The sequence below is a fragment of the Ereboglobus sp. PH5-10 genome (assembly GCF_029504735.1).
In the GTDB taxonomy this organism is placed as follows: Bacteria; Verrucomicrobiota; Verrucomicrobiia; order Opitutales; family Opitutaceae; genus Ereboglobus.
The window spans coordinates 40397-61647 of the sequence record NZ_JAQFIP010000007.1 but is presented as its reverse complement, the minus strand read 5'-3'; the positions used below and the strand labels follow the sequence as shown (position 1 = coordinate 61647).

22 protein-coding genes are annotated in these 21251 nt (G+C 60.5%); 6 read left to right on the top strand and 16 right to left on the bottom strand.

The genetic code is table 11. From position 1 onward, the window contains the following. Positions 1-160 precede the first annotated feature (160 nt). The 3 genes from M2447_RS07430 to M2447_RS07420 all read left to right on the top strand — a co-directional run bounded on the left by M2447_RS07430 (position 161) and on the right by M2447_RS07420 (position 3576). Entirely contained in the window at positions 161-1078 is a 918-nt protein-coding gene (locus M2447_RS07430) for a phosphoribosylaminoimidazolesuccinocarboxamide synthase (RefSeq protein ID WP_277558032.1), read from the top strand. 291 nt (positions 1079-1369) lie between these two features. Then, positions 1370-2761: a leucine-rich repeat domain-containing protein gene (locus M2447_RS07425; RefSeq protein ID WP_277558031.1), complete on the top strand. Its 1392-nt coding sequence runs from the start codon at positions 1370-1372 to the stop codon at positions 2759-2761. A gap of 146 nt (positions 2762-2907) precedes the next feature. Continuing rightward, entirely contained in the window at positions 2908-3576 is a 669-nt protein-coding gene (locus M2447_RS07420) for a transposase (RefSeq protein WP_277558030.1), read from the top strand. Between the two features lie 149 nt (positions 3577-3725). Here the strand turns inward: M2447_RS07420 and M2447_RS07415 are convergent, their stop codons facing one another. The 14 genes from M2447_RS07415 to M2447_RS07350 form a co-directional block, all read right to left on the bottom strand. Beyond that, entirely contained in the window at positions 3726-4832 is a 1107-nt protein-coding gene (locus tag M2447_RS07415) for a class II aldolase/adducin family protein (RefSeq protein WP_277558029.1), read from the bottom strand. A gap of 107 nt (positions 4833-4939) precedes the next feature. After that, complete coding sequence (locus M2447_RS07410; RefSeq protein WP_277558028.1) at positions 4940-5263, bottom strand: EutN/CcmL family microcompartment protein; 324 nt, start codon at positions 5261-5263, stop codon at positions 4940-4942. Positions 5264-5362: 99 nt separating this feature from the next. Then, on the bottom strand, positions 5363-5644 hold the full coding sequence (locus M2447_RS07405) for a EutN/CcmL family microcompartment protein (RefSeq protein ID WP_277558027.1): 282 nt from the start codon (positions 5642-5644) through the stop codon (positions 5363-5365). A gap of 68 nt (positions 5645-5712) precedes the next feature. After that, positions 5713-6987 carry a PDDEXK nuclease domain-containing protein gene (locus M2447_RS07400; RefSeq protein ID WP_277558026.1) on the bottom strand — a complete coding sequence of 425 codons (1275 nt, stop codon included), beginning with the start codon at positions 6985-6987 and terminating at the stop codon, positions 5713-5715. A gap of 60 nt (positions 6988-7047) precedes the next feature. Further along, on the bottom strand, positions 7048-8511 hold the full coding sequence (locus M2447_RS07395) for an aldehyde dehydrogenase family protein (RefSeq protein WP_277558025.1): 1464 nt from the start codon (positions 8509-8511) through the stop codon (positions 7048-7050). A 36-nt stretch (positions 8512-8547) separates the two neighbouring features. Beyond that, the gene (locus tag M2447_RS07390; RefSeq protein WP_277558024.1) at positions 8548-10047 is read right to left on the bottom strand and encodes a phosphatase PAP2 family protein; all 1500 of its coding nucleotides are present in this window, start codon (positions 10045-10047) and stop codon (positions 8548-8550) included. A 69-nt stretch (positions 10048-10116) separates the two neighbouring features. Beyond that, entirely contained in the window at positions 10117-10416 is a 300-nt protein-coding gene (locus M2447_RS07385) for a EutN/CcmL family microcompartment protein (RefSeq protein WP_108826439.1), read from the bottom strand. A 187-nt stretch (positions 10417-10603) separates the two neighbouring features. Next, positions 10604-10897, bottom strand: a complete 294-nt coding sequence (locus M2447_RS07380; protein WP_108824623.1) for a BMC domain-containing protein — start codon at positions 10895-10897, stop codon at positions 10604-10606. A gap of 113 nt (positions 10898-11010) precedes the next feature. Further along, positions 11011-12222 (bottom strand): acetate kinase, encoded by a 1212-nt coding sequence (locus tag M2447_RS07375; protein ID WP_277558023.1) that lies wholly within the window; start codon positions 12220-12222, stop codon positions 11011-11013. Between the two features lie 115 nt (positions 12223-12337). Continuing rightward, on the bottom strand, positions 12338-12616 hold the full coding sequence (locus M2447_RS07370) for a BMC domain-containing protein (protein ID WP_277558022.1): 279 nt from the start codon (positions 12614-12616) through the stop codon (positions 12338-12340). 68 nt (positions 12617-12684) lie between these two features. After that, positions 12685-12954 (bottom strand): BMC domain-containing protein, encoded by a 270-nt coding sequence (locus M2447_RS07365; protein WP_108824620.1) that lies wholly within the window; start codon positions 12952-12954, stop codon positions 12685-12687. A gap of 98 nt (positions 12955-13052) precedes the next feature. Then, the gene (locus M2447_RS07360) at positions 13053-13730 is read right to left on the bottom strand and encodes a phosphate propanoyltransferase (protein WP_108824619.1); all 678 of its coding nucleotides are present in this window, start codon (positions 13728-13730) and stop codon (positions 13053-13055) included. Between the two features lie 277 nt (positions 13731-14007). Continuing rightward, the gene (locus M2447_RS07355) at positions 14008-14394 is read right to left on the bottom strand and encodes a tetratricopeptide repeat protein (RefSeq protein WP_277558021.1); all 387 of its coding nucleotides are present in this window, start codon (positions 14392-14394) and stop codon (positions 14008-14010) included. Positions 14395-14436: 42 nt separating this feature from the next. Next, the gene (locus tag M2447_RS07350; RefSeq protein ID WP_277558020.1) at positions 14437-14907 is read right to left on the bottom strand and encodes a transcriptional repressor; all 471 of its coding nucleotides are present in this window, start codon (positions 14905-14907) and stop codon (positions 14437-14439) included. Positions 14908-15026: 119 nt separating this feature from the next. On the opposite strand from M2447_RS07350, the gene priA reads away from it, so the two are divergent. Then, the gene (priA, locus tag M2447_RS07345; RefSeq protein WP_277558019.1) at positions 15027-17264 is read left to right on the top strand and encodes a primosomal protein N'; all 2238 of its coding nucleotides are present in this window, start codon (positions 15027-15029) and stop codon (positions 17262-17264) included. Between the two features lie 61 nt (positions 17265-17325). Next, positions 17326-18297 carry a DNA polymerase III subunit delta' gene (locus M2447_RS07340; protein ID WP_277558018.1) on the top strand — a complete coding sequence of 324 codons (972 nt, stop codon included), beginning with the start codon at positions 17326-17328 and terminating at the stop codon, positions 18295-18297. A gap of 30 nt (positions 18298-18327) precedes the next feature. Here the strand turns inward: M2447_RS07340 and ruvB are convergent, their stop codons facing one another. Beyond that, positions 18328-19374, bottom strand: coding sequence for a Holliday junction branch migration DNA helicase RuvB (gene ruvB / locus M2447_RS07335; protein WP_277558017.1), 1047 nt, complete (start codon positions 19372-19374; stop codon positions 18328-18330). A 149-nt stretch (positions 19375-19523) separates the two neighbouring features. Here ruvB and M2447_RS07330 point away from each other — a divergent pair, with 149 nt between their 5' ends. Then, positions 19524-20204, top strand: coding sequence for a nucleoside 2-deoxyribosyltransferase (locus M2447_RS07330; RefSeq protein WP_108824614.1), 681 nt, complete (start codon positions 19524-19526; stop codon positions 20202-20204). A gap of 78 nt (positions 20205-20282) precedes the next feature. On the opposite strand, the gene M2447_RS07325 is transcribed toward M2447_RS07330, so the two are convergent. Next, a complete protein-coding gene (locus M2447_RS07325; protein ID WP_277558016.1) occupies positions 20283-21116 on the bottom strand; it encodes an ABC transporter ATP-binding protein in 834 nt (277 codons plus the stop codon). Positions 21117-21251 lie beyond the last annotated feature (135 nt).

Here is a 21251-nt window from a genome sequence, read left to right as displayed (position 1 = left end):
CGGTGGACTATCAATGCGATATGCCAACGCGGTTATTTTTGCAAGAATTGGCAATGTCGGGCCCGCAATCTCAACGATAATGTGAAAAACCGTCGGTTTTTTAATTTCCGGCTTTTATTTTCCATTTTTCGGCACTCACTAGTATGTTTTTTCCAACGCCATGACCTACGACGAAATCGCCGCATCCCTGCCCGCCAAGGCCGTCACTTCCATCGACGGGCTGCCATTCCCAAAAATCGCCTCGGGAAAAGTCCGCGACATCTTTGACCTCGGGGACGCCCTGTTGATCACGGCCAGCGACCGGCTTTCGGCCTTCGACGTGATTCTTCCCGACGGGATTCCCGGCAAGGGCGTCATTCTCACGCAAATGAGCAACTGGTGGTTCGCGCAGGCGGCAAAGGCAAACATCGTGCCCAACCACCTGCTGCCCGACCAGCCGGGCGAGTTCGCGCGCCGCGGCATCAAGGATCGCGACCTGCAACTGCGCTCGATGATCGTGCGCAAACTCAAGCCCCTCACAATCGAGTGCGTGGTGCGCGGCTATCTCGTGGGCAGCGGTTGGGACTCCTATCAAAAAACCGGCGATGTCTGCGGCATCAAACTCCCCGCCGGACTGCGCCAGGCCGACAAACTGCCCGAACCGATTTTCACCCCGACAACCAAGGCACCCAAAGGCCAGCACGACGAGCCGATCAACGACGCGCAAGGCGAGGCCGCCGTCGGCGCCGCGCTCTATCAAAAAGTGAAAGCCGCCAGCATCGCGCTCTACACGCTCGGGCACGACCGCGCCAAGCAGGCGGGCATGATTCTCGCCGACACGAAATTTGAATTTGGCACCGACGAGGCGGGCAACCTGATCCTGATCGACGAGCTGCTCACGCCCGACTCCTCGCGCTACTGGCCCGCCGAAAGCTACGCGCCCGACCAATCACCCCCGAGTTACGACAAACAATTCGTGCGCGACCACCTGCTCGCAATCAACTGGGACAAAAAACCGCCCGCCCCCCGCCTGCCCGAAAACGTGATCGCCGACACCCAGGCCAAATACCTGACGGCGTTGAAAAACCTGGTTGGGTAAAAACGGACGCGCATGCCTTTGCGGAGCGGCGGCTCGAACGGAGCGGCGATCTCCAGGTCGCCGGACACGACGAAGTCGTGTCCTTTTTTGCATTTCAGTTTTTCGAGTGAGTGTTTTTTTGCGAGGCGCGATGCGCCTCGTCCGGCGACCTAGAGATCGCCGCTCCGTATCGCACACGTAGTTTTGGTGACATCACTTTGAATCGCACCCCTCACGCGCCGCAATTCGCCTTGCAACTTAAAAGCATGGGCAAAGACTTCATGCATGGCCCCGTTGCGATTCTTCCTTGGCATGGCTCTTTCGGTGTTCCTATGTGCGCATGGTTTCGCCGCCACTTGGCCTGTCATGGTGGATGGAAAGGCCGTGAATGTCCCGTGGTTTTCGCTCTCGGAAACTCCCGAGGAGCTTGCTGTTGGTGATGTCTTGATAGTAGCCGGGGCTCCGGTGTTGGTTCGCGACACGGACAATCTCAATTTTATAAACAAGCTTTCCAAAAAGGCCAAACTCCACCGTGTATTGCCGTCGGGCCGCAAGGAGCTCGTTGCGTTTTATCCGGATTACTGGGATGGCAAATGGAGGCGTCCACGTTTAAAAAAATTGAGCAAACGGGAAATCAAAGGGCTGTGGGGTGTGAGCATAAGCGAGGAATCGGGAAGCAAGACCGGCTTGATACAAGGAGAAGACACGTTTGTTGATATAAAATATACAGCATGGAAAAAAGTGCCGCTGGTTTTGCCCGGGCTTCCTTTCCGGGCGGTCAAGGTTGACTGGAATGCCGATCCTGATGCGCAGCTTTATAGTCTATTTTCAGAATCAACACGCTTCGTCTCGCTTGACGTCTCCGCCAGGGAATTGCAGTTCAAATGCGAATCTCTATTGCGCAGCAAGGACATGAAATGGCTTTCGTTGCGATTGGAGGCGGATGAATTGGATGATCCAGGCATACCGGCCCAATTTCGCAAGCTACGGTATTTATTTTGGCCTTGGGCCGGATTGAGGGCGGTTGATTTTTTATCGAACCTAAATGATTTGAAGGAAATTCATATCGCGGGAAATGCGATCACAGATATTACTCCGCTTGCAGGGTTGCCGCGATTGAGTGCCTTAAATGTGCAGATGTCGCCGCTTGCCAGTTTGCCGGACGGTGGATTTCCAAAGCTGAAAAACCTTGTTTTGTTTGGCACAGCGGTTCCCGCCGATGCGGTGGAATCTTTTCGCAAGCAACATCCCGATTGCGTGGTGCAGTATGACTGGGCTGCCGAGCTGCGAAATGTTATTTCCAGCGCCGACAGATTCATTGTCAGGACAGGCGGCACATGTCATCGGCGTTATGACAAGGAGAAAATCATATTCGAAACAGTCAGTCAGGATGAGATCGCTGGATTGATTTCGCTAATTACGATTGATGGAAAAACGAGTAATGGTGTCTGCATGTGCTGTGGCACGCCAACGATGGAATTCTATAAAAACGGTAAGTTAATAGCCATGGTGGGCATTCAACACGGCAGGGCCTTACGATGGGGTGGATGGCCAGCGGATGCAGTTTTGACCGAGGAAAGCATCAAGCAGTTTACTGAATGGCTTTATGCTCGAGGCGTTAAGGAGCCTTCCGAGGAAATAGAACGCGCGAAATCCCAAAGGGCGATGATTGAGGAAGCACTCAAGGCTCAAGGCAAACAATAGGGCGTCTGCCGCAACGGATGGTAATAATCTTTGCTTTCACGATTTTCCCGTCCCGTGCGATTCTCGGCCCAAAAAACCGGAGCGGCGATCTCCAGGTCGCCGCTCCGTAATGACTCCGTAATGGCTTCGCCGCGAGCGTTTCATGCTTGCCCCAAGTTGTCGCGCGTCCACGCTTCGCGCTCATGGAAGAACTCCGTTTCTTCAGCCCCTATGCGGACACCACAATGCTCCGCAACCGCCTGCCTCATTGGGAGCAAATGGGCGCGACATATTTCGTCACCTTTCGCCTCGCCGATTCGGTTCCGCGCGAGTTGCGCGAGCGATGGATTTGGGATCGCGACGCATGGTTGAAACGCAATCCGCCGCCTCACACAACCGAGCAGGAGGCGGAATATCACCAACTGTTTTCCAACCAAATGGAGGCGTGGCTCGACGCAGGCATGGGCGGCTGCGCGTTGCGAAATTCCGACGCGCGCGCGATTCTCGCCGGGGCGTTGCGACACTTCGAGGGCGTGCGCTGTCATCAACTCGCGTTTGTTGTCATGCCCAATCATGTGCATGCGGTCTTTGCCACGCTCAACGGCGAGCAAGTGCCTGACTTGCTGCAATCGTGGAAAAGTTTTACCTCGCGCAAATTGAGGGAGGCATTGGCTGACAAATGGCCCGGCTGGCAAAAAGATTACTACGATCGCATGGTGCGCGACAAAACGCACTTTGGCCGCTGTGTGCGTTACATTCGAAAAAACCCGGAGAAGGCGAAACTGAACGAAAGCGAGTTCGTGTTGTTCGAGGGTGAACGAGCACGCATGTGTTGACGGAGCGGCGGCTTGAACGGAGCGGCGATCTCCAGATCGCCGAACACGACGTAGTCGTGCCCTTTCTGCCTTTCTTGTTTTTCGAACGGTTTTTTGCGAGGCGCGTTGCGCCTCGTCCGGCGTCCTGGAGAACGCCGCTCCGTGCGTGCTTACTTCGCGCCGAGTTGTTTCATGATTTCGCCGGTGAGGCGTTGCACGAGGGCCTCGACTTCGGGGTTCGCGCCCGGCTCGGCGGGGGCGGCGTCGGGAACCTGGCACATCACGCCGGGGCGGAATTCGCTGTTGTCGCACAGTTCGCATTCCTTGAGGCCTTCGCGGTTGTCGGGCATGCCGAGGGCCTTGCGGATTTTGATGAACTCGCGCGCGTTCGCGCCGCCAACGCCGGAGCCGAGCTCGCCGCCGAGTTGCGAGGCGATCCAGACGGTCTGGCAGTAGGCGTCGGCGTTTTCCATTTTCCAATACGCGTCCTCGATGTCCTTGCCCCAGGTGATGACGCCGTGGTTGGCGAGGAGGACGCACTGGTTGTCCTTGCCGACTTCGCCGACGGTGTCGGCCATTTGTTGCGAGCCGGGGGTTTCGTAGCGGGCGATGGCGATTTTGCCGAGGAAGATGTCGGCCTCGGGAATGAGGCAGGTGGGGGGCTGCACTTTGGCGACGGCGAACGCGGTGGCGTGCGGGGGGTGCGCGTGGCAGCAGGATTTGCAGAGGGGCTGGCGCTTCATGATCGCGATGTGCGTCATGCATTCGCTGGTGCGTTTGCGCGCGCCGGCGAGTTGCTTGGCGTCCATGTCAACGAGGCAGATGTCCTCCATCTTCATGAAGCCTTTCGAGATGAGCGTGGGGGTGCAGAGCACGAGGTTGTCGCCGACGCGCACGGTGAGGTTGCCGCCGTTGCCGTCGGTGTAGTTGCGAGCCCACATGCGCTGGCCGATGTCAACCATGCGGTGCTTGATGGCGACGATGGCGGGCGAGTTGAAGAACGCGGCGATTTCGGCGGGTGTTTTCGGGTCGGCGCCGGGCGTCCATTTGTATTCGTAGTCGGGAACAACGGGGTCGTATTTTTTGCCGGGGATGCCCGCGACGGGCGCGGATGCGGCGGAGGGCGTCGCAAGCGACGCCCCCACGGGGGCGATTTTGGAGTGGCCGTGGTCGCGGAGATAATCGTGCGCGCCGGGTGTGAGGCGGGCATCGGCCGGGACGGGCTGGCCGTTGCGAATGAGTTTCTCGACGTCGCGTGCTGTGAGGAATTGTGCCATGGTGTGCGAGTTTAGTTTAGAGTTTTTGGTTTAGTGTTAAAAATTAAGGAAAGGAGTCAGAATGCGGGAGTCAGGAGTCAGGAGGAAATGCCATCGCGTTTTTAGAATTAGCTCTTGGGTGGGTTGTAGTCGATTTGGTCGACGATGCAGGCGATGTAGGCGTCAACAGGGGCGTCGGCGGTGAAGGGCGCGGTGGCTTCGGCACCCTCGGTAAAACCGACGATGTGGCCGATGTCCGCGCCGAGTTGATCGTAGGCGACGAGCGTGGAGACGTTGGCAAGTTTTGGCGCCGTTTGGGTTTGGAGTTTGGCGTTGGAGAGCGCGGCGATATCGGCGCGCCCGAGCGGCTGCACAAGGAGGACGCGCCCGCCTTTGTAGATGGGTTCCTGAAGCGTCATGGTGACGCGGCCGATGACTGTGCCGAGGCGCATGGTGGAATTTTGGATTTTCGATTCTCGATTTGGCAGACTGTCGGCCTGCGGCCTCGAAACGATTGGGCGCTACCGCGCCGCTGATCGGTTGGAATTTGGTTATTGGAATTTGGAATTTACGCCGGCGTCGTCCACGACGCCAAGAATGTGGTTGCGGAGCGGGCTGTGTTTGTCGCGGACGATTTCGCGGGTGCGCGAGCCGTCGGTGCTGATGAGGACGCGTTGGTGAAGGCCCGCGCCAAGGGTGTCGATTGCGAGAACGGGGTTGCCGATGTCGTTGCCGTTTTCGTCAAGCGGCTGGCATATGACAGTGCGCGTGCCGCGCATGCTGGGATGGCATGCGGGGGCGATGATGGTTCCGTCTATGCGAGCAAGGTTCATGGGCAAATTTTGGATTTTCGATTCTCGATTTTGGATTGGGCGCTGCCGCGCCGGTGTTTTTTCAGCCTTCAGGTCTTCAGGTTTTTAGGCTTTCGCTGCGCGAGCAGCTTTGCGGTTTTGGCGAGTTCGGCGGCGAGGAGTTTTTCGGAGGGGAGGGTGTGCTTGTATTCGCGGGCTTGGATTTTGGTTTCGAGGCCGTCGAGCGCGTAGCGGGCGATGGTTTCGTTTTTCTCGGCGCAGAGGATGAGGCCGACGGGCGGGTTTTCGCCGGGATGCGTCCAGTGCTCGCGGGCGTAGTTGACGTAGAGGTTCATCTGGCCGGCGTCGGCATGCGTGAACTCGCCGACTTTGAGGTCGATCACCACGAGGCTGCGGAGGCGGCGTTGGAAAAAGAGGAGGTCAATGCGATACCATTTGTTGTCGAGACGGAGGCGCCGCTGGCGTCCGACGAAGGTGAAGTCGTTGCCGAGTTCGAGCAGGAAGGTTTCGAGGTGGCGGATGAGCGCGTCCTCAAGCTCGGTTTCGGAGTATTCGTCGCGGAGGTTGAGGAATTCGAGGACGAGCGGGTCGCGGATTTCCTCGTCGGGCGTGAGGAGTTCGCCGGCGCGCGGGGTTTCGCCTTTTTTGAGCATCGCCGCCTTGTTTTTCGAAAGCGCGGCGCGTTCGTAGAATTGCGTGCCGATCTGGCGGTCGAGCTGGCGCACCGACCATCCGCCGCGCAGGGCTTCGCGGTGATAAAACTCGCGCGCCTCGGGCGAACGGCTGCGGCTGATAAGCATCACGTAATGCGACCAGGGCAGCGGGAAGGCTTTGGCGAGTGTGGGGAGGTCGAAGGCGGAGAGCGGGGTGCCGAACAAATTGTCTCGTTGATGGGGAACGAGTTGCGTATCTGTGGCGGAAGGTGAGTTTGTAAGTTGTTGGGAATCAACGGAAGATTGTGCAGACAGTGTCTGCACAATTTGACCCGAAATCGCACAAGTCGTTGTTTTGTAAATCCATTCGGAATCAAAACATTGATAAAACAAGCAGCAGTAGTGGAGGTTTCGCTTTGAAAAACCGCGTCCGTGTTTTGCAGTTAAATCATTGGCGAGTGTTTCAAGGAGGTAATCACCATATTCCGCTTGGTTGGCTCCCTTTTGCTCATATTCGACGATGTGGCGGCCGACGTGCCAGTAGGTCGCGGTCATGCAGGCGTTGACGGCGCGCGCGGTGTGGCGGCGGGCGGTTGCGAGTAGGGTGTCGATGCTGCCCAGCAAATTGCCATAGCCCGACGCGGCCGGGGCGACCAATTTTTTCTTGGTCGCGCGGGCGCGAGCTTTTTTGGCTTTGGCTGGTTTGGGCATTGGTTGGAGGCGAGATCACGGGAGGGCGTCGCAAGCGACGCCCCTACGCGGTGATTTTTCTCAATAAATCTTCAGCGCGTCGACGAGGACGCAGCGGCGGGTTCTGGTGAAGGTTTGCGGGTTGGTGATGCCTTCGCCGGTTGTTGTCGCAATCGAGTAGCTGAGGTAGCCTTCGCCGTCGAGGCCGAGGCCGGTCGTGCTGGGACCGTTTTTCACGAAAAGCGTCGTGTCCATCGCGCGGCCCATTTCTGTCATGCGATCGACGTTGAGCGAGTGGATGATCGAGGAGTGCTTGTAGCCGTGCTCGGATTTTTTCGCGAGGGCGACGCCTTCCTCGAATGATTTCACTCGGACGATGGGGAGCATGGGCATCATTTGCTCTTCCATCACGAAGGGGTGGTCGGGGTCGGTTTCGCCGATGAGGATGGGCGTGGCCTCGGGGAGGTTGAGGCCGGCGCGCGCGGCGAGGACGTTTGCGTTTTTGCCAACGAGTTCGCGGTTGAGCACGGGGTGCGAGCAGCCGCCGGCGTCGGGTTTCATGGTGAAAACTTCCCTGGCGAGTTTTTCGACTTGCGCGGGGAGGAGGCGAACGGCGCCGGCTTTTTCGAGGCCGCGGATGAGCGCGTTGGCGACTTTGTCGAGGACGAAGACTTGTTTCTCGCCGATGCAGAGCAGGTTGTTGTCGAAACCGCAGCCGTGGATGATGTCCTTGGCGGCTTTGTCGGGGCAGACGGTGTCGTCAACAAGCACGGGCGGGTTGCCGGGGCCGGCGCAGATGGCGCGCTTGCCGGATTTCATGGCGGCGTTGACGACGCCGGGGCCGCCGGTGACGACGAGCAGGTTGACGAGCGGGGATTTGCAGATGGCGTCGAACGATTCGAGCGTGGGTTTCTCGATTGTGCAGATGAGGTTTTCGATGCCGGTGGCGGCTTGCACGGCCTGGTTGTAGGCGCGGATGGCGAGGGCCGCGGAGCGCGCGCCGCCGGGGTGCGGGTTGAAGAGGATGGAGTTTCCGGCGGCGACGGCGTTGATGATGTTGCCGGAAAGCGTGGGGACGGAGTGCGTGACGGGGAGGATGGCCGCGACGACGCCGAAGGGCGTGTATTCCTCGTGCATGAGGCCGTGGTCGCCGCTGAGCGCGTAGGGGCGCAGCCATTCGACGCCGGGCACGAGGGGGACGAGGTGGAGTTTGCCGATCTTGTGCTCGAGGCGTCCGATCTTGGTTTCCTCGAACTCGAATTTGCCCCAGGCGTCGGCGTTGGCGATGGCGAGTTTTTTGATGATGTCGACAACTTGCTTGCGCGCGGCGACGCCCTTTGCGCGGAGTTGCTCGTAGCCTTTTTGCGCGGCGGCGGCGGCGGTCGGCACGTCCTGAAACACACCGTATGCGGGGCCGGAGGAGTTGACGATTGCGGGCGCGGAAGGCGCGGCGGCGGGCGCGGTTGAGGCGGAGCCGGAGCGGATGTTGCGCACGACTTCGCTGACGATTGAGCGGACTAGATTTTCGTCGATTTGTAATGCCATGGGTAAAAGTGCGTTTGTTGTTTTTCTCGTTGGTGATTATTTTCGGAGCCAGACGGCGCAGGCTTCGGGTTTGTCGGTGTTCACATAATCGGCGCCGAGTTCGAGGAGCGTTTTCCACGCGGTTTCGGTGTCGGGCGCGCCCCAGAAGCGGACGGGTTTTCCGAGCGCGTGGACTTTCTTGATCGTCTCGCCCAGGCGCAGGCGGTCTTCGTCCGGCAGCGGCGTCTTGCCCTTCCAGCGCGACAGTTTTTTGAAGTTGTAGCTGATCATGCAGACGCGCGCCAACTGCTCCGGGGTGTAGTTTGCGTGCGAGCCGTCAAAAAAGATAAACGCCGGATAATTGCCGAAGCGCTCGGCGAGCGGGGCGGAGCTGGTGAGCACCACGCGCACGGCGCGCGGATTGACGCCGGGGTCGAACACATCGGGGTGCATTCTCAACTTGGCAACCAGCCTGTCCAGCGTGTTGGTGTCGGATGTTTTCAGGTCGATCAACAGGGTGAGTTGTTTTTCCGATCCGCTCCAGGGGCGTCCGCCGTTTTGCCTAAACACCTCGACGAGCGGGCGGATGTAGGTTTCATCAAGCGAGGGGGCGGAGGGCACTTCCTCCTTGTCATGGGCCACGCGCAGTTCGCCGGGAACGGGCGTGGAGTAAATGTCCGCCTCGATGGAATCCGCGTGCTGGGAATACGCCAGGTAGAAGGGGCGCTTTTGCCTGTAGTCGTTGTGGGAGTGCATCCGGATCGCCTTTGTTGCCGGGCGCGCGGCGATTTCCGCGGCGGTGGCGCCGGCGGCACGAACGCCGGAGATCATTACGGCTTCGGGATGCTTTTCCAGAAACGCAAGAATCTCGGCGCGCATTTCCTTGATCGCGTTTTGGGTGTGCGGATTTTTCAGCATTTCCCTCGCGATGGTGAAACCGAGCAGGCATCCGGCCTGGGTGTCGCTCGGGTAATGCACGCCGGCGATGATGCGGCCCCAAGTGGTTTCGCGCACATCCTCCATGAAAAGATTTTTGTATTCGGGCATCGCCTCGCTGTAGAGAATCGCCAGGAGGCCGCTTTCGGCGGAGTGCCCGCTTGGGTAGGATTCGTCCTTCGGCACGATTTCCACGCAGGGCGTGATGCCGATGCCGCGATTGTAGGGGCGCACGCGGCCCCATTGTTTTTTCGAGGCAAGGACGGCGGGGCGGTGCTCAACGTATGCCTGCTCCAATATCTCCGCCGTGCGGGGGAGGTTTTGCCTGTTGAATTCCCATCCAAACACGAGCGCTCCCGGCGACATGATGTCCTGCGAACTGACGCGCTCGGCGCGCGCGAGCAGCTCCGGCGTGCGGCTTTTCTGGACCTGGTAAAGCGTTTCCGTATCGGCCATGTCCGCGGGGGAACCGGGCGCGGGCGGCGGCGGGATTTGCGCGAGGATTTCGGCCTCGGCGGTAAGCAGAAAGCGCGCCGATTGCTCCTGCGCGAGAAGCGAGGCGGCGGGGCATATTGCGGCAACGATGAATGCAACGATCGGGGTAATGTGCCGTTTTTTCATAATGCGTTTTGCCTGTTTTCTATTTTGTTGCGGAGGGAAAAAATGAGCCGTTCGACGATCGACGGAATATCACGCTGCGTTTTTACCGAGCACCTCGACGGTGTCGACGAGGCCGACGATGGCGGCGTCGATGGGAAGCGTTTTCATGCCGGTGGTCATGCGCGCGGAGCTGCCCTGGCAAAAGAGCACGAGGTCGCCCGCGCCCGCGCCGAGGGCGTCAACCGCCACCACTGTGCTGCCGCCGGGTTTGAGTTTGGTCGGGTTTGCCTCGTCGGGAAATACCGGGCGAAGCACGAGGAGTTTGCGGCCTTTCATGGTGTCGTCCTTTTTGGTCGAGACCACTGAGCCTATGACGCGTGCGAGAAACATGGTGCGGTGGGCGTTTGGGTTGCTGTTGTTCGTGAAAATGACAGTGGAAAAATTCCAAATTCCAGCGGCCAAATTCCAAAAAAATTCCAATTTTCAATTTCCAAATTCCAAAGAAGGTGGCGCGCGGTTTGCGCGCGGCTGTTCCTTTGGAATTTGAGTATTGGCTATTGGAATTTACCGCGAAAAATCACTTTTTCGCGGTTGCTGCCTTCGGGAGCACGGTGGCGACGTCTTCGTGGGGGCGGGCAATGACTTGCACGCTGACGACTTCGCCGTAGGTGCGCGCGGCGTCGGCGCCGGCTTCAACGGCGGCTTTGACGGCGGCGACATCACCGGTGACAACGGCGGTGACGAGCGCGTTGCCGACCTGTTTCATCGGGCCGGCGAGCTTGACGTTGGCGGATTTGAGCATCGCGTCCACACCGGCGACGAGCGCGGTGAGGCCACGGGTTTCGAGGAGTCCAAGGGCGGATTGTGCCATGATGTTTTTTGTTGGTTGGTTGATTGTTGTGGTTGAAGAAAAAAAAGAGTCAGGAGTCAGAATACAGGAGTCAGGAGAACCGTGGCGGGTTGTCTTAGGTTTGTTTTCACCATTCACCCTTCACCATTCACTCTTCCGGCTTTTGCTTGCAAAAGCCGGGCAGTTTCGCGGGCGACGACGAGTTCCTCGTTGGCGGGGATGACGAGCACTTGGGTGCGCGAATCGGCGGCGGCGAGGTTTTGCTCGGTGGCGTTGGCGGCGTTTTTCGCGGGGTCGAGCACGAGGCCGAGTCCGGCGAGGTTTTCGCACACGGCGGCGCGGAGCCAGGAGTTGTTTTCGCCGATGCCGGCGGTAAAAACGAGCGCGTCGCAACCGCCCATTTCGAGCCAGAAGGCGCCCACCCAGTGGCGTATTGAATAAATGAATACATCGAGCGCGAGCTGGGCGCGGGCGTCGCCTTTGTCGGCGGCGGCCTTGATGTCGCGCACGTCGTTGCTCACGCCGGAAATGCCGAGCAGTCCGGATTCCTTGGTGAGTTGTTTTTCGACATCCTCGAGCGAGAGTTTGAGGCGGCGCATCGCGCAGGGAATCGCGCCGGAGTCGAGGTCGCCGACGCGGTTGTTTTGCGGGAGGCCGGACTGCGGGCTGAGCCCCATGCTGGTGCCGATGGCAACGCCGTCGCGAATGCCGGTCACGGAACTCGAGCCGCCCAAGTGGCACGAAATCACGCGGAGACCAGAAGCCAGAAGGCCAGAGGCCAGAGTGCCAGAGGATTGCGGGCCGGCGATGTAGAGGTCACGGACTTTTTGGGCGATGTCGTCGCGGCCGAGAAGCTCGGCGCTGCGTTCGGCGACAAACTTATGGCTCGCCCCGTGGAAACCGTAACGGCGAATGCCGGCTTGATACCACGCCTCGGGAACGGCGTAGCGGTGCGCGCTGGGCGGCACCCATTGATAGAACGCCGTCTCGAAGAGCGCGACACGCGGCACTGCGGGCAGGCGTTCGCGAAATGTGCGAATGCCCGCGGCGTAGGGCGGATTGTGCGCGGGCGCGAGGTCGGCGGTGGCGAGGAGCGCCTGCTCGACCTTTTCATCGGCGAGGAGGCAACCGGTGATGTCGCCGCCGAGCACGGTTTTGAAACCGACGGCGTCGATTGTCTTGTGACCGGCCACGGCGAGCTCATTCATCGCCTGGTCAATGACCGCGCCGTGATCGGTGACGCGCTCAAAACCGCCGCGCGCGAGCATGCGCGCTTCCGCGCCGTCGATGGCGTAGAGACGGTATTTAAACGAGGTCGATCCGAGGTTGGCGACGAGAACGTTCATGGATTTTCGATTTTGGACTCTCGATTTTCGATTGGGAGCTGCCGCTCCCACCCCGACTTCGATCACGCGCGGGAGCGCGCAATCCAAAATCGAGAATCGAAAATCGAAAATTACTTCACACAATCCACTTGCCGAGCGCGCCGATGTCTTCGTGGGGGCGCGGGATGACCTGGACGGCGACGATGTCGCCGACGCGACGGGCGGATTCAGCGCCGGCGTCGATGGCGGCCTTGAGGGCCGCGACGTCGCCGCGGAAGAATGCCGCGACGTGGCCGGAGCCGATCGCCTCGTAACCGGTCATGGTGACGTTGGCGGCTTTGAGGGCGGCGTCCGCAGCTTCGACGAGCGTGCAGAATCCCTTTGTTTCAATCATGCCGAGTGCTTCTTGAGCCATGGTGATAAAAATGAGTTTAGGGTTTGGTGTTTAGAGTTTGTTGTTGTTGGCGTCGTGGTTCGCGCGCTTCAGATGCCGAATTGCTTGAGGAGTTCGGCGTGGGGACGGGCGATGACGTGGGCGCAGACGAGCTCGCCGACCTGTTTCGCGGCGTCGGCTCCGGCGTCCACGGCGGCTTTTACGCTGCCGACGTCGCCCTTGACGAGAACGGTGACAAGGCCACCGCCGATTTGCACTTGCTTGACGAGCGTAACGCCCGCCGCCTTGACCATCGCGTCGCTGGCCTGGACCGCGCCGACGTAGCCTTTGGTTTCAATCATTCCGAGAGATTCGCTCATGGGATTGTGTGTGTTGTTTTAGGTTTGGGTTGTGGTTGATGGTTTGGGAAAAGTGGCGGGTAGTGAGTAGCGGGTAGCGAGTAGTATCGGGCGTTAAATCACTTCAGTAACTCGCACGGCGTGTTCGGCCCGAGGCCGCAGCCGTTGGCTTCGTCGGTGTCGATGTGGACCTCGAGTTTGAAATCGGGCGAGACGCGCACGAACATGCGGTCAAAGGTGACGCCGCAATCGCCGCCGACGCGGAGTTTCATATAATCGCCATTTTTGACGCGGTAAAACGCGGCGTCGTCCGGGTGCATGTGCACGTGCGGCGCGGCGCGAATCACGCCGACGGGCAATTCGAGAAATCCGGCGGGCCCCATCAACATGCAGCCGGGTGTGTCCTTGATGCTGCCGGAGTTGCGGACGGGAATTTCAAAGCCGAGCGAGATGGCGTCGGTGAATGCGAGTTCGACCTGGTTGAGGTCGCGGCACGGGCCGAGGATGCGGAGATTCGAGATGACGCGCGAGCGCGGACCGATGAGCGTGACGGCCTCCTTGGCGGCGTATTGGTCCTTTTGATACAGCCACTTCATCGGCGTGAGCGTGTGGCCCTTGCCGAAAAGGATTTCGACCGCCTGCGGGGTGAGGTGGCAATGGCGCGCGGAGACGTTTACGAGAAGCGGATTGGGCGCGCGGACGGTCTTGGGCATCGGTTGTCCGAGTCGCTCATAAAGCGCGCGGCGAACCTGGTGTTCGATGGTGGCGCGATGGGGAGCTGGAGGCGCGAGAGACATGGGTGAAATGCGAGATGTCGGACGTGGATTACAGTATTGGAAAAGTGGAATGCCGTGAAAATTGGGGCTGTTTTGTGAGAAAAGAGAGGCTCACACTTTTTTATTTATGACGCAAGTCAATCATATAATTTTCAAACACTCCTCCCTTAACGAAAATCAAACCCAGCGTTCGGCTCGAGAGGCGCGGACTGCCAAACCGTGGAATTGAGTGCCAAGGACAACTCATCGCCCCGCGCTCAATTACAGCTGAAAAACTACATCCCGCCAAAATCGCCCGTCACGTATTGCGCTGTTGGTTTTTCCTCGCGAGCTTGATCAGCTCCTTGAATGCGGCGTGGTTGTTGAAACATTTCAAATCGTCGTCCTTGGCCATCCAGTCGGCGTCGCTGTAACCGAGCGAGATGGCCTCGGAAAGCGTTTGGAGGGCGTCCTCAAACTTGTGCGAGAGCGCAAGACTGCATGCGAGGTTGTAGCGCGCGGTGGAGTCGTCGGGCCGGATGCGCACGAGTTTGCGATCCATTTTGAGTCCGTCGGCGATGCGCCCGGTTTTTGTGTAAAGGCTGCCGAGGATTTCGATGACCGAGTCGTATTGCGGGTCGCGGCGCAGGATCGACTCGTAGAAGGAGATCACAAAGGGCAGGTCGTCTTCCGGTTTGCGTGACATGGGCGGTCTGGCTCTCCATTCCAGCGCGGGATGGTCCGCGGGTCAGCGTTTCTGCGGGCGGTTCTTGCAATCGCCTGTCTTGCGGAATGAATCACATTGCGCGTTGACTTGGAGGCGTTGCGAGCAGGGTGTGAGGCCGAGCTTCGACGAGACGGTGCTGCCATACCATTCCATGAAGGGCGCCTTGACCTCGAAAATGCGGTCGCAATCAACGCAGATCACCTGCGCGACTTGCGTGTTGTCGTCGCTGTTGGGCAGGTAGTATTTCAAGTTTTTGCCGATGTCGACTTCGCGCACGAGCGCGCTTTCGATCATGATTGGAAGCGTGCGGTAAACGGTGGCGCGTGACACGGAGTCGTCGATGTCGCGCGCGTAATCAAGCAGTTCCTCGGCGGTGAAGTGTTCCGTGCGCGCAAAAGCGGCCTCGAAGATGGCGAGACGCTGATTGGTCACTCGATGACCCTTTTTCGAGAGGTAGATTTTGAATTTTTCGCGTGCGGCGTCGGTGCTCACGAAGAGTAATGTCGAAGCGCGGCGGTGAGGTGTCAAGCCACCGCGCTTGCGTGCCCGCGCCAAAAAGTTTGCGCCGAGCCCGCGCACCCGCCGTCATGGGCGCTCACCAATTGCGCAAAATGATCGTTGGCGTCCATCCGCTCGCAGGCTTCGACAAGCTCCTCCACTACCAGGTGCCGGAGGGGCTGCGCGCGCACATGCAAGTCGGCTCACTGGTGCGCGTGCCGATTGTCAACCGCATGCACCTGGGCATCGTCGGCATGATCGGCGCGCCCGACAATTTCCCGGTGAGCAAGCTCAAGAATGTCACGCAATTGCTGCACCCCTTCCCCGCGCTGACGCCCGACCTGCTTTCGCTCGCGCGCTGGATGGCCGCCTACTACGCGTGCGGCCTCGACGCGATCATCGAAACGATGCTGCCCGCCTCCGTGCGCAACGGCGCGGGCCTGAAAACCGAAAAACAACTCGCGCTCGTTCGCCGGCTCGACGTGCCGGAGCTCGAAACACTCAACCGCCGCGCGCCGCAGCAGGCCAAGCTCTACGCGTTTCTCGCGCAGCAATTCAAGCCGCAGCGCAAGTCGCTCGTGCTTTCGCGCCTCGGCATCACCGCCGCGGTTTCCAACGCACTCGTCAAACGCGGCATTATTCGCGAGGAGGAGCGCCGCATCGAGCGCATCGCCTACGACGACGACTGGGCCGCCGGCGAAATCGTCGCCGCGCATCCTCCCGCGCTCAACGACGAGCAGCGCGCGGCATCCGATGCGCTCGCGGCATCGTTGCGAGAGGGGAAATTCGGCGTGTCGCTGCTGCACGGCGTCACCGGCTCGGGCAAGACGGAGATTTACCTGCACGCGATCCACGACGTGCTCGAGGCGGGCGGCGGCGTGATTTTTCTCGTGCCCGAGGTCGCGCTCACGCCGCAAACCGTGGCGCGCCTGCGCGGACGGCTCAACGCGCTCATTCCGCACCACGGCGCGGTGGTCTGGCACAGCCACCTCTCCGACGGCGAGCGGCTCGACGGCTGGCTCGCGCTGGCGACGGGCGAAAAGCGCATCGTGGTCGGCGCGCGCTCGGCGATTTTTGCGCCCGTGCAAAACCTGCGGCTCATCGTCGTGGACGAGGAGCACGAGCCCGCCTACAAGCAGGATGAAACACCACGCTACCACGGACGCGATGTCGCGGTGATGCGCGCCAAGCTCGCCGGCGCGCACTGCCTGCTCGGCTCCGCCACGCCGTCGCTCGAGTCATTTTTCAACGCGCAAAACGGGCGCTACCGCCTGCTGCAACTCCCGCGGCGCATCGACTCGCGCAAGCTGCCCGACATCGACATCGTCGACATGCGCATCGAAATCATGCGCACGCGCGGCATGACCACGCTCTCGCGCCAGCTCGTGGGCGCGATGCGGGATCGATTCGAGAAGCGCGAGCAGACGATCCTCTTCATCAACCGCCGCGGCTATTCATCGAGCATGCTTTGCTCCGAGTGCGGACACGTCGAGGCGTGCGAGCATTGCAGCATCGCGATGACGTATCACCGCCACGACGAGCAACTGCGCTGCCATCTTTGCGGCGCGGAACGCCCCGCGCCCCTCCGCTGTCCGAAATGCGGCTCGCTCAAAATCCGCTGGCGCGGCCTCGGCACGCAGCGCGTCGAGGAGGCCGTGCGCCATGTGCTTCCGCATGCTCGTATTGAAAGAATGGATACGGACACAATGTCGCGCAAAAACCGTTTTCGCGAGGTGCTCGCTCAATTCCGCTCGGGCAAGATCGACGTGCTCGTGGGCACGCAGATGATCGGCAAGGGGCTCGATTTCCCGAACGTCACGCTCGTCGGCCTGGTCGACGCGGACATCTCGATGCACGTGCCGGACTTCCGCGCGAACGAGCGCACATTCCAGCTTCTCGTGCAGGTGGCCGGGCGCGCCGGGCGCGGAGACCGCGCGGGCGAGGTGGTTGTGCAGACCTTCACACCGCAGTCCGAGGCGATCCAGTTTTCGCGCCACGCGGACTTCGCCGGATTCGCGGCGGGCGAGTTAAAGATGCGCGAACAATTCCTCTACCCTCCCTACCGGCACCTGATTCAACATGTGTTTCGCGGGCCGAATCCCGAAAAGCTGCAGTTTTTCGCCGAGCAATGGGCGCGAAAAATCGAGCAGACCCTCGGCGACAAAGTCGAGCTGCGCGGCCCCGCGCCCTCGCCAATTGAAAAGATAAAGGACGAATACCGCTACCAACTCTGGTATTTCACGGCGCAAGTGACAAAAGTCGTGGCGGAGATCGCGAAATTGCGCCAGGATTTTGCCTGGCCCGACGACATGATCCAAGTGCTCGACGTCGATCCGGTGAGCCTGATGTAGCCGGGCCGCCGCGAGTCTTTCTGCTTTCTTAATTCTTAATTTTTAATTCTTAATTTCACCCATGTCCGATGTCATCGCACCCAAAACCCAATGGCCCGCCGCGCTCGCCGACTCACCGTCGATCGCCGTGATCGAGCAGGCCATCCAGACCGGACGCCTCTCGCACAGCCTGCTCCTTTCCGGTGACGACATCGAAATCCTCGCCAGCATCGCCGATTGCACCGCCGACCGCATTCTCAACACACACGCCTCCTCCGCCTATTTTGCGCCCGCGAACCATCCGGATTGTTTCACGCTGCGCCCCGCGGGAAAAGTCCGCCAGATCGGCGCCGACGCCACGCGCGCGCTCATCGGAAAAGTGCAGGTTTCGCCAAATGTTTCGGTCAAGAAAACCGCCATCATTTACGAGTGCGACCGCATGAACCCCGCCTCGGCAAACATCTTCCTGAAAACGCTCGAGGAGCCGCCCGCCAACACCACGATCATTCTCCTCACCACGCGCCCCTATTCGCTGCTTCCCACGATCCGCAGCCGCTGCCTCAACTTCCGCTTCCCGAGCATCCCCGCCGCCTATTCGCCCGACGGCTGGGGCGCGTGGCTCGCCGACTACAAGGCGTGGCTCGCGCGTCTTGCCGGCCCCAAAATGGAAAGGCGCGATGTCGCCGACAGCATCTTCACCGTCTATGGATTGGTCTCGCGCTTCGGCGTGATTCTCGAATTCGCAACCGACGAGATTTGGAAAAAACAAAAGGAGAATCTCCCCGCGGACATCGGCGAGGCCGAGCAAATCGCCATTGAAACCGGCATCGCCAACGACCTGCGCACGCGTCTTTTCATCGAAATCGAACAGGCCACGCGCGACTTTGCCGTGCCGGCAATCGTTGCCGAAAACCCCAAGGCAAGCCGCGCGCTCACCGAGGCCGTTGCCAAGCTCGAGCACGCCACCGGCCTTCTGCGGGTGAACATGAACGAATCCGCCGCGCTGGAAAGTTTTCTGCTTTCATCCCTGCGCATCTGGACGACGGCGAGATAAGCGGGAGCGCACCCGGCGGCGCGCCTTGTTCTACAACAACTCGTCCTGCGCGCCAACCGCCGCCTTCAAACCGATCGCGTGATAACCTTTCGGCGTGATCATGCGGCCCTGCGGCGTGCGCTGCAGGTAGCCTTCCTGGATTAGGAACGGCTCGTGCACTTCCTCGAGCGTTTCGGATTCCTCGCCCACGGCGACCGCTATCGTGCTCATGCCGACCGGGCCGCCGCGATAGTTCTCCGCGATGATGCGCAACATGCGCTTGTCCATTTCGTCGAGGCCGGTCGCGTCGATTTCGAGCAGTTCCAGCGCCGCCGCCGCGACCTCGCGCGTGATCACGCCGGTCTTGGTTCGCTCCTGCGCATAGTCGCGCACGAAGTTGATCAGGTTGTTCGCCACGCGCGGCGTGCCGCGGCAGCGCATCGCGATTTCCCTCGCGCCGGTTTCCTCAATGCGCACGCCCAACAGGCCGCAACTGCGCTTGATGATTCCGGTGAGCGTGGGCACGCCGTAATAATCAAGCCGCGTTTGCAGCGTGAAACGCGAGCGCAGCGGCGCGGTGAGCAGGCCTGCGCGCGTCGTCGCGCCCACAAGCGTGAACTTCGGAATCGACAGGCGCACGCTGCGCGCGTTCGGCCCCTGGTCGATCATGATGTCGAGACGGAAGTCCTCCATCGCCGAATACAAATACTCCTCGACCGCCTTCGGGATGCGGTGGATTTCGTCGATGAACAAAATGTCACCCTCCTCCAAATTAGTGAGCAGCCCCGCCAGGTCGCCCGCCTTCTCGACAACGGGGCCGGAGGTCACGCGCACATTTTTCCCCATCTCGTGCCCGAGGATGAAACACAGCGTCGTCTTGCCCAGGCCCGGGGGTCCGCTGATCAAAATATGGTTGAGCGGATCGCCCCGCCGGCGAGCGGCGTCCGTCATCACCTTCAACCGCTCGACGGTTTTCGGCTGGCCCGCAAAATCATCGAACGACAACGGGCGCAACGCCGACTCCGCCGCCGTCACCGGGGAAGTGAGCGCGTTGCTGATGTAGCCGAGGCCTTTGTTGGGTTCGGGAGCGGAAGCCATGGGACAAAACAGAAGTCGAAAACGGAAACGTGACGAGCGAAATGATGCCGGCGGGTTTTCGCCCGCGGCGCGGCGCCCCTAATCCCGCCCCTGCATTTTCCATTGGATTTCGCCGCGATTTCGCTACGTGTTTCGCATTACACCACGGAATGAAACACAAGCAGAAGCACCACACGGTTTATTTTTCCGGCGAGCTCTTTTCCCAGAAACACCTCATTGGAAACGCGTATCTTGCGGAGGCGATTTATGAAAAGTCGCACGGGCGGTTTTTGTGCGTGCTCCCGCAAAACATCGAGCACGGAAAATCATCGAGCCGCGCGGCCCGCGACCGCGACATCAAGGAGCTGCTCGAGTGCGACCTCGCGCTTTTTAATTTCGAGGGAACCGCGGTCGATTCGGACACGCTCGCCGCGTTCATGATCGCGAAGTTTGCGGACATTCCCGCCGTCGTTTTGCGCAGTGACACGCGCGGCGACGCATGGACGGCGATGGCCGGGTTTTTCCCGCGCACCGTGAAGGTGGTTGTCGACAGCCCCGGCCTTTACAAAACGTCGATGAAACGCCGGCGCATCGCGGCGATCGACGAGATCGTGCGGCTCGCGGGGCAGCACAGCTCGGTTTACGCGCAGTTGATGTGCGAGCAGATCGCGCAGGCGTGCGTGCGCGCGCTCGACCGCGCGATCAAAACAAAACCGCGCATGCCGAAACATTTGTGCGAGGAAGTTTACAGCTGGCTCGCGCTCATGCCCGGTTTCAAGGGCAAGGAAAAGGTGCTGCGCAAACACATAAGCCGCATCCTCGAAAACAAAATCGACCGCGACCTGTTGTGAGCGGCAAAAAACGCCGCGCCACAAATTTTAACACAAGCCGTTCCGGGCCGATTCATGCCGGCCGCCGGCACGGCGGTTTTAAAACACGCTGTTCTTTCCGCGTCCGGCGAATTGCAACCCGAGGCGGTTTGCGCGCCGGGTGAGGCGGATGGGCGAGTCGAATGAGGCGGAAAGCGTTTTGCCGGTGAGCGCCGTGGCGAGCGGGCCTTGCGCGACGATTTTTCCGGCGCGAAGCACGAGCGCGTGCGTGATGGCGGGCGTGATTTCCTCGACGTGATGCGTGACAAGGACGAGCGCCGGGCAGGCGCGCCGGCGGGCGAGCTTTTCGATGAAAGCGAGAAAGTGTTCGCGCGCCACGGGGTCGAGCCCGGAGCAGGGCTCGTCGAGGATGAGCAGGCGCGGGTTGGCCATGAGCGCGCGCGCGATGAGGATGCGCTGGCGCTCGCCCTGCGAAAGGTGGAGCCATTCGCGGCGCGCAAGGTGCCCGATGCCGGCGAAGCGGAGAAGCTTGAGCGCGGCGGTCTCGTCGGCGCGGGTGTTTTTTATCCAAAGGTCAAGCTGCGCGTATTTGCCGCTGATCACGGTTTCGATGGCGGGCTCGGCGGGCGGAATCGAGGCTTGGAGCGAGGTGGTGACAATGCCGATTTGCAGGCGCAGGTCGCGCCAGTCGCACTCGCCGTAGGTGTGGCCGAGCACGGAAACGTCGCCCGCGGTGGGCGAGATGTATCCGGTGAGCGCGCGCAGCAGCGAAGTTTTGCCGCAACCGTTGGGGCCGAGGATAACCCAGTGCTGTCCGCGCGCGACGCGCCACGCGATGTCGGCGAGAATGACGGTTTGCCCGCGCTCAAGGCGCAGGCCGGAGACGTCGAGGATGGGCGCGTTTTTCGCGGGCGTGGCGGCGGGCTTTTTCATGTGAAACAAAACATGAAACACAGGGCGGCGCGGCGTGCCAAGCGCGGAGCGAACAGGGAGGGCGCATGGCGGGGGATTGCGGCCGCGCACAATGCGGCTTGGCAGCGGGCGTTTCATTTGGGATACGTTTTTTGC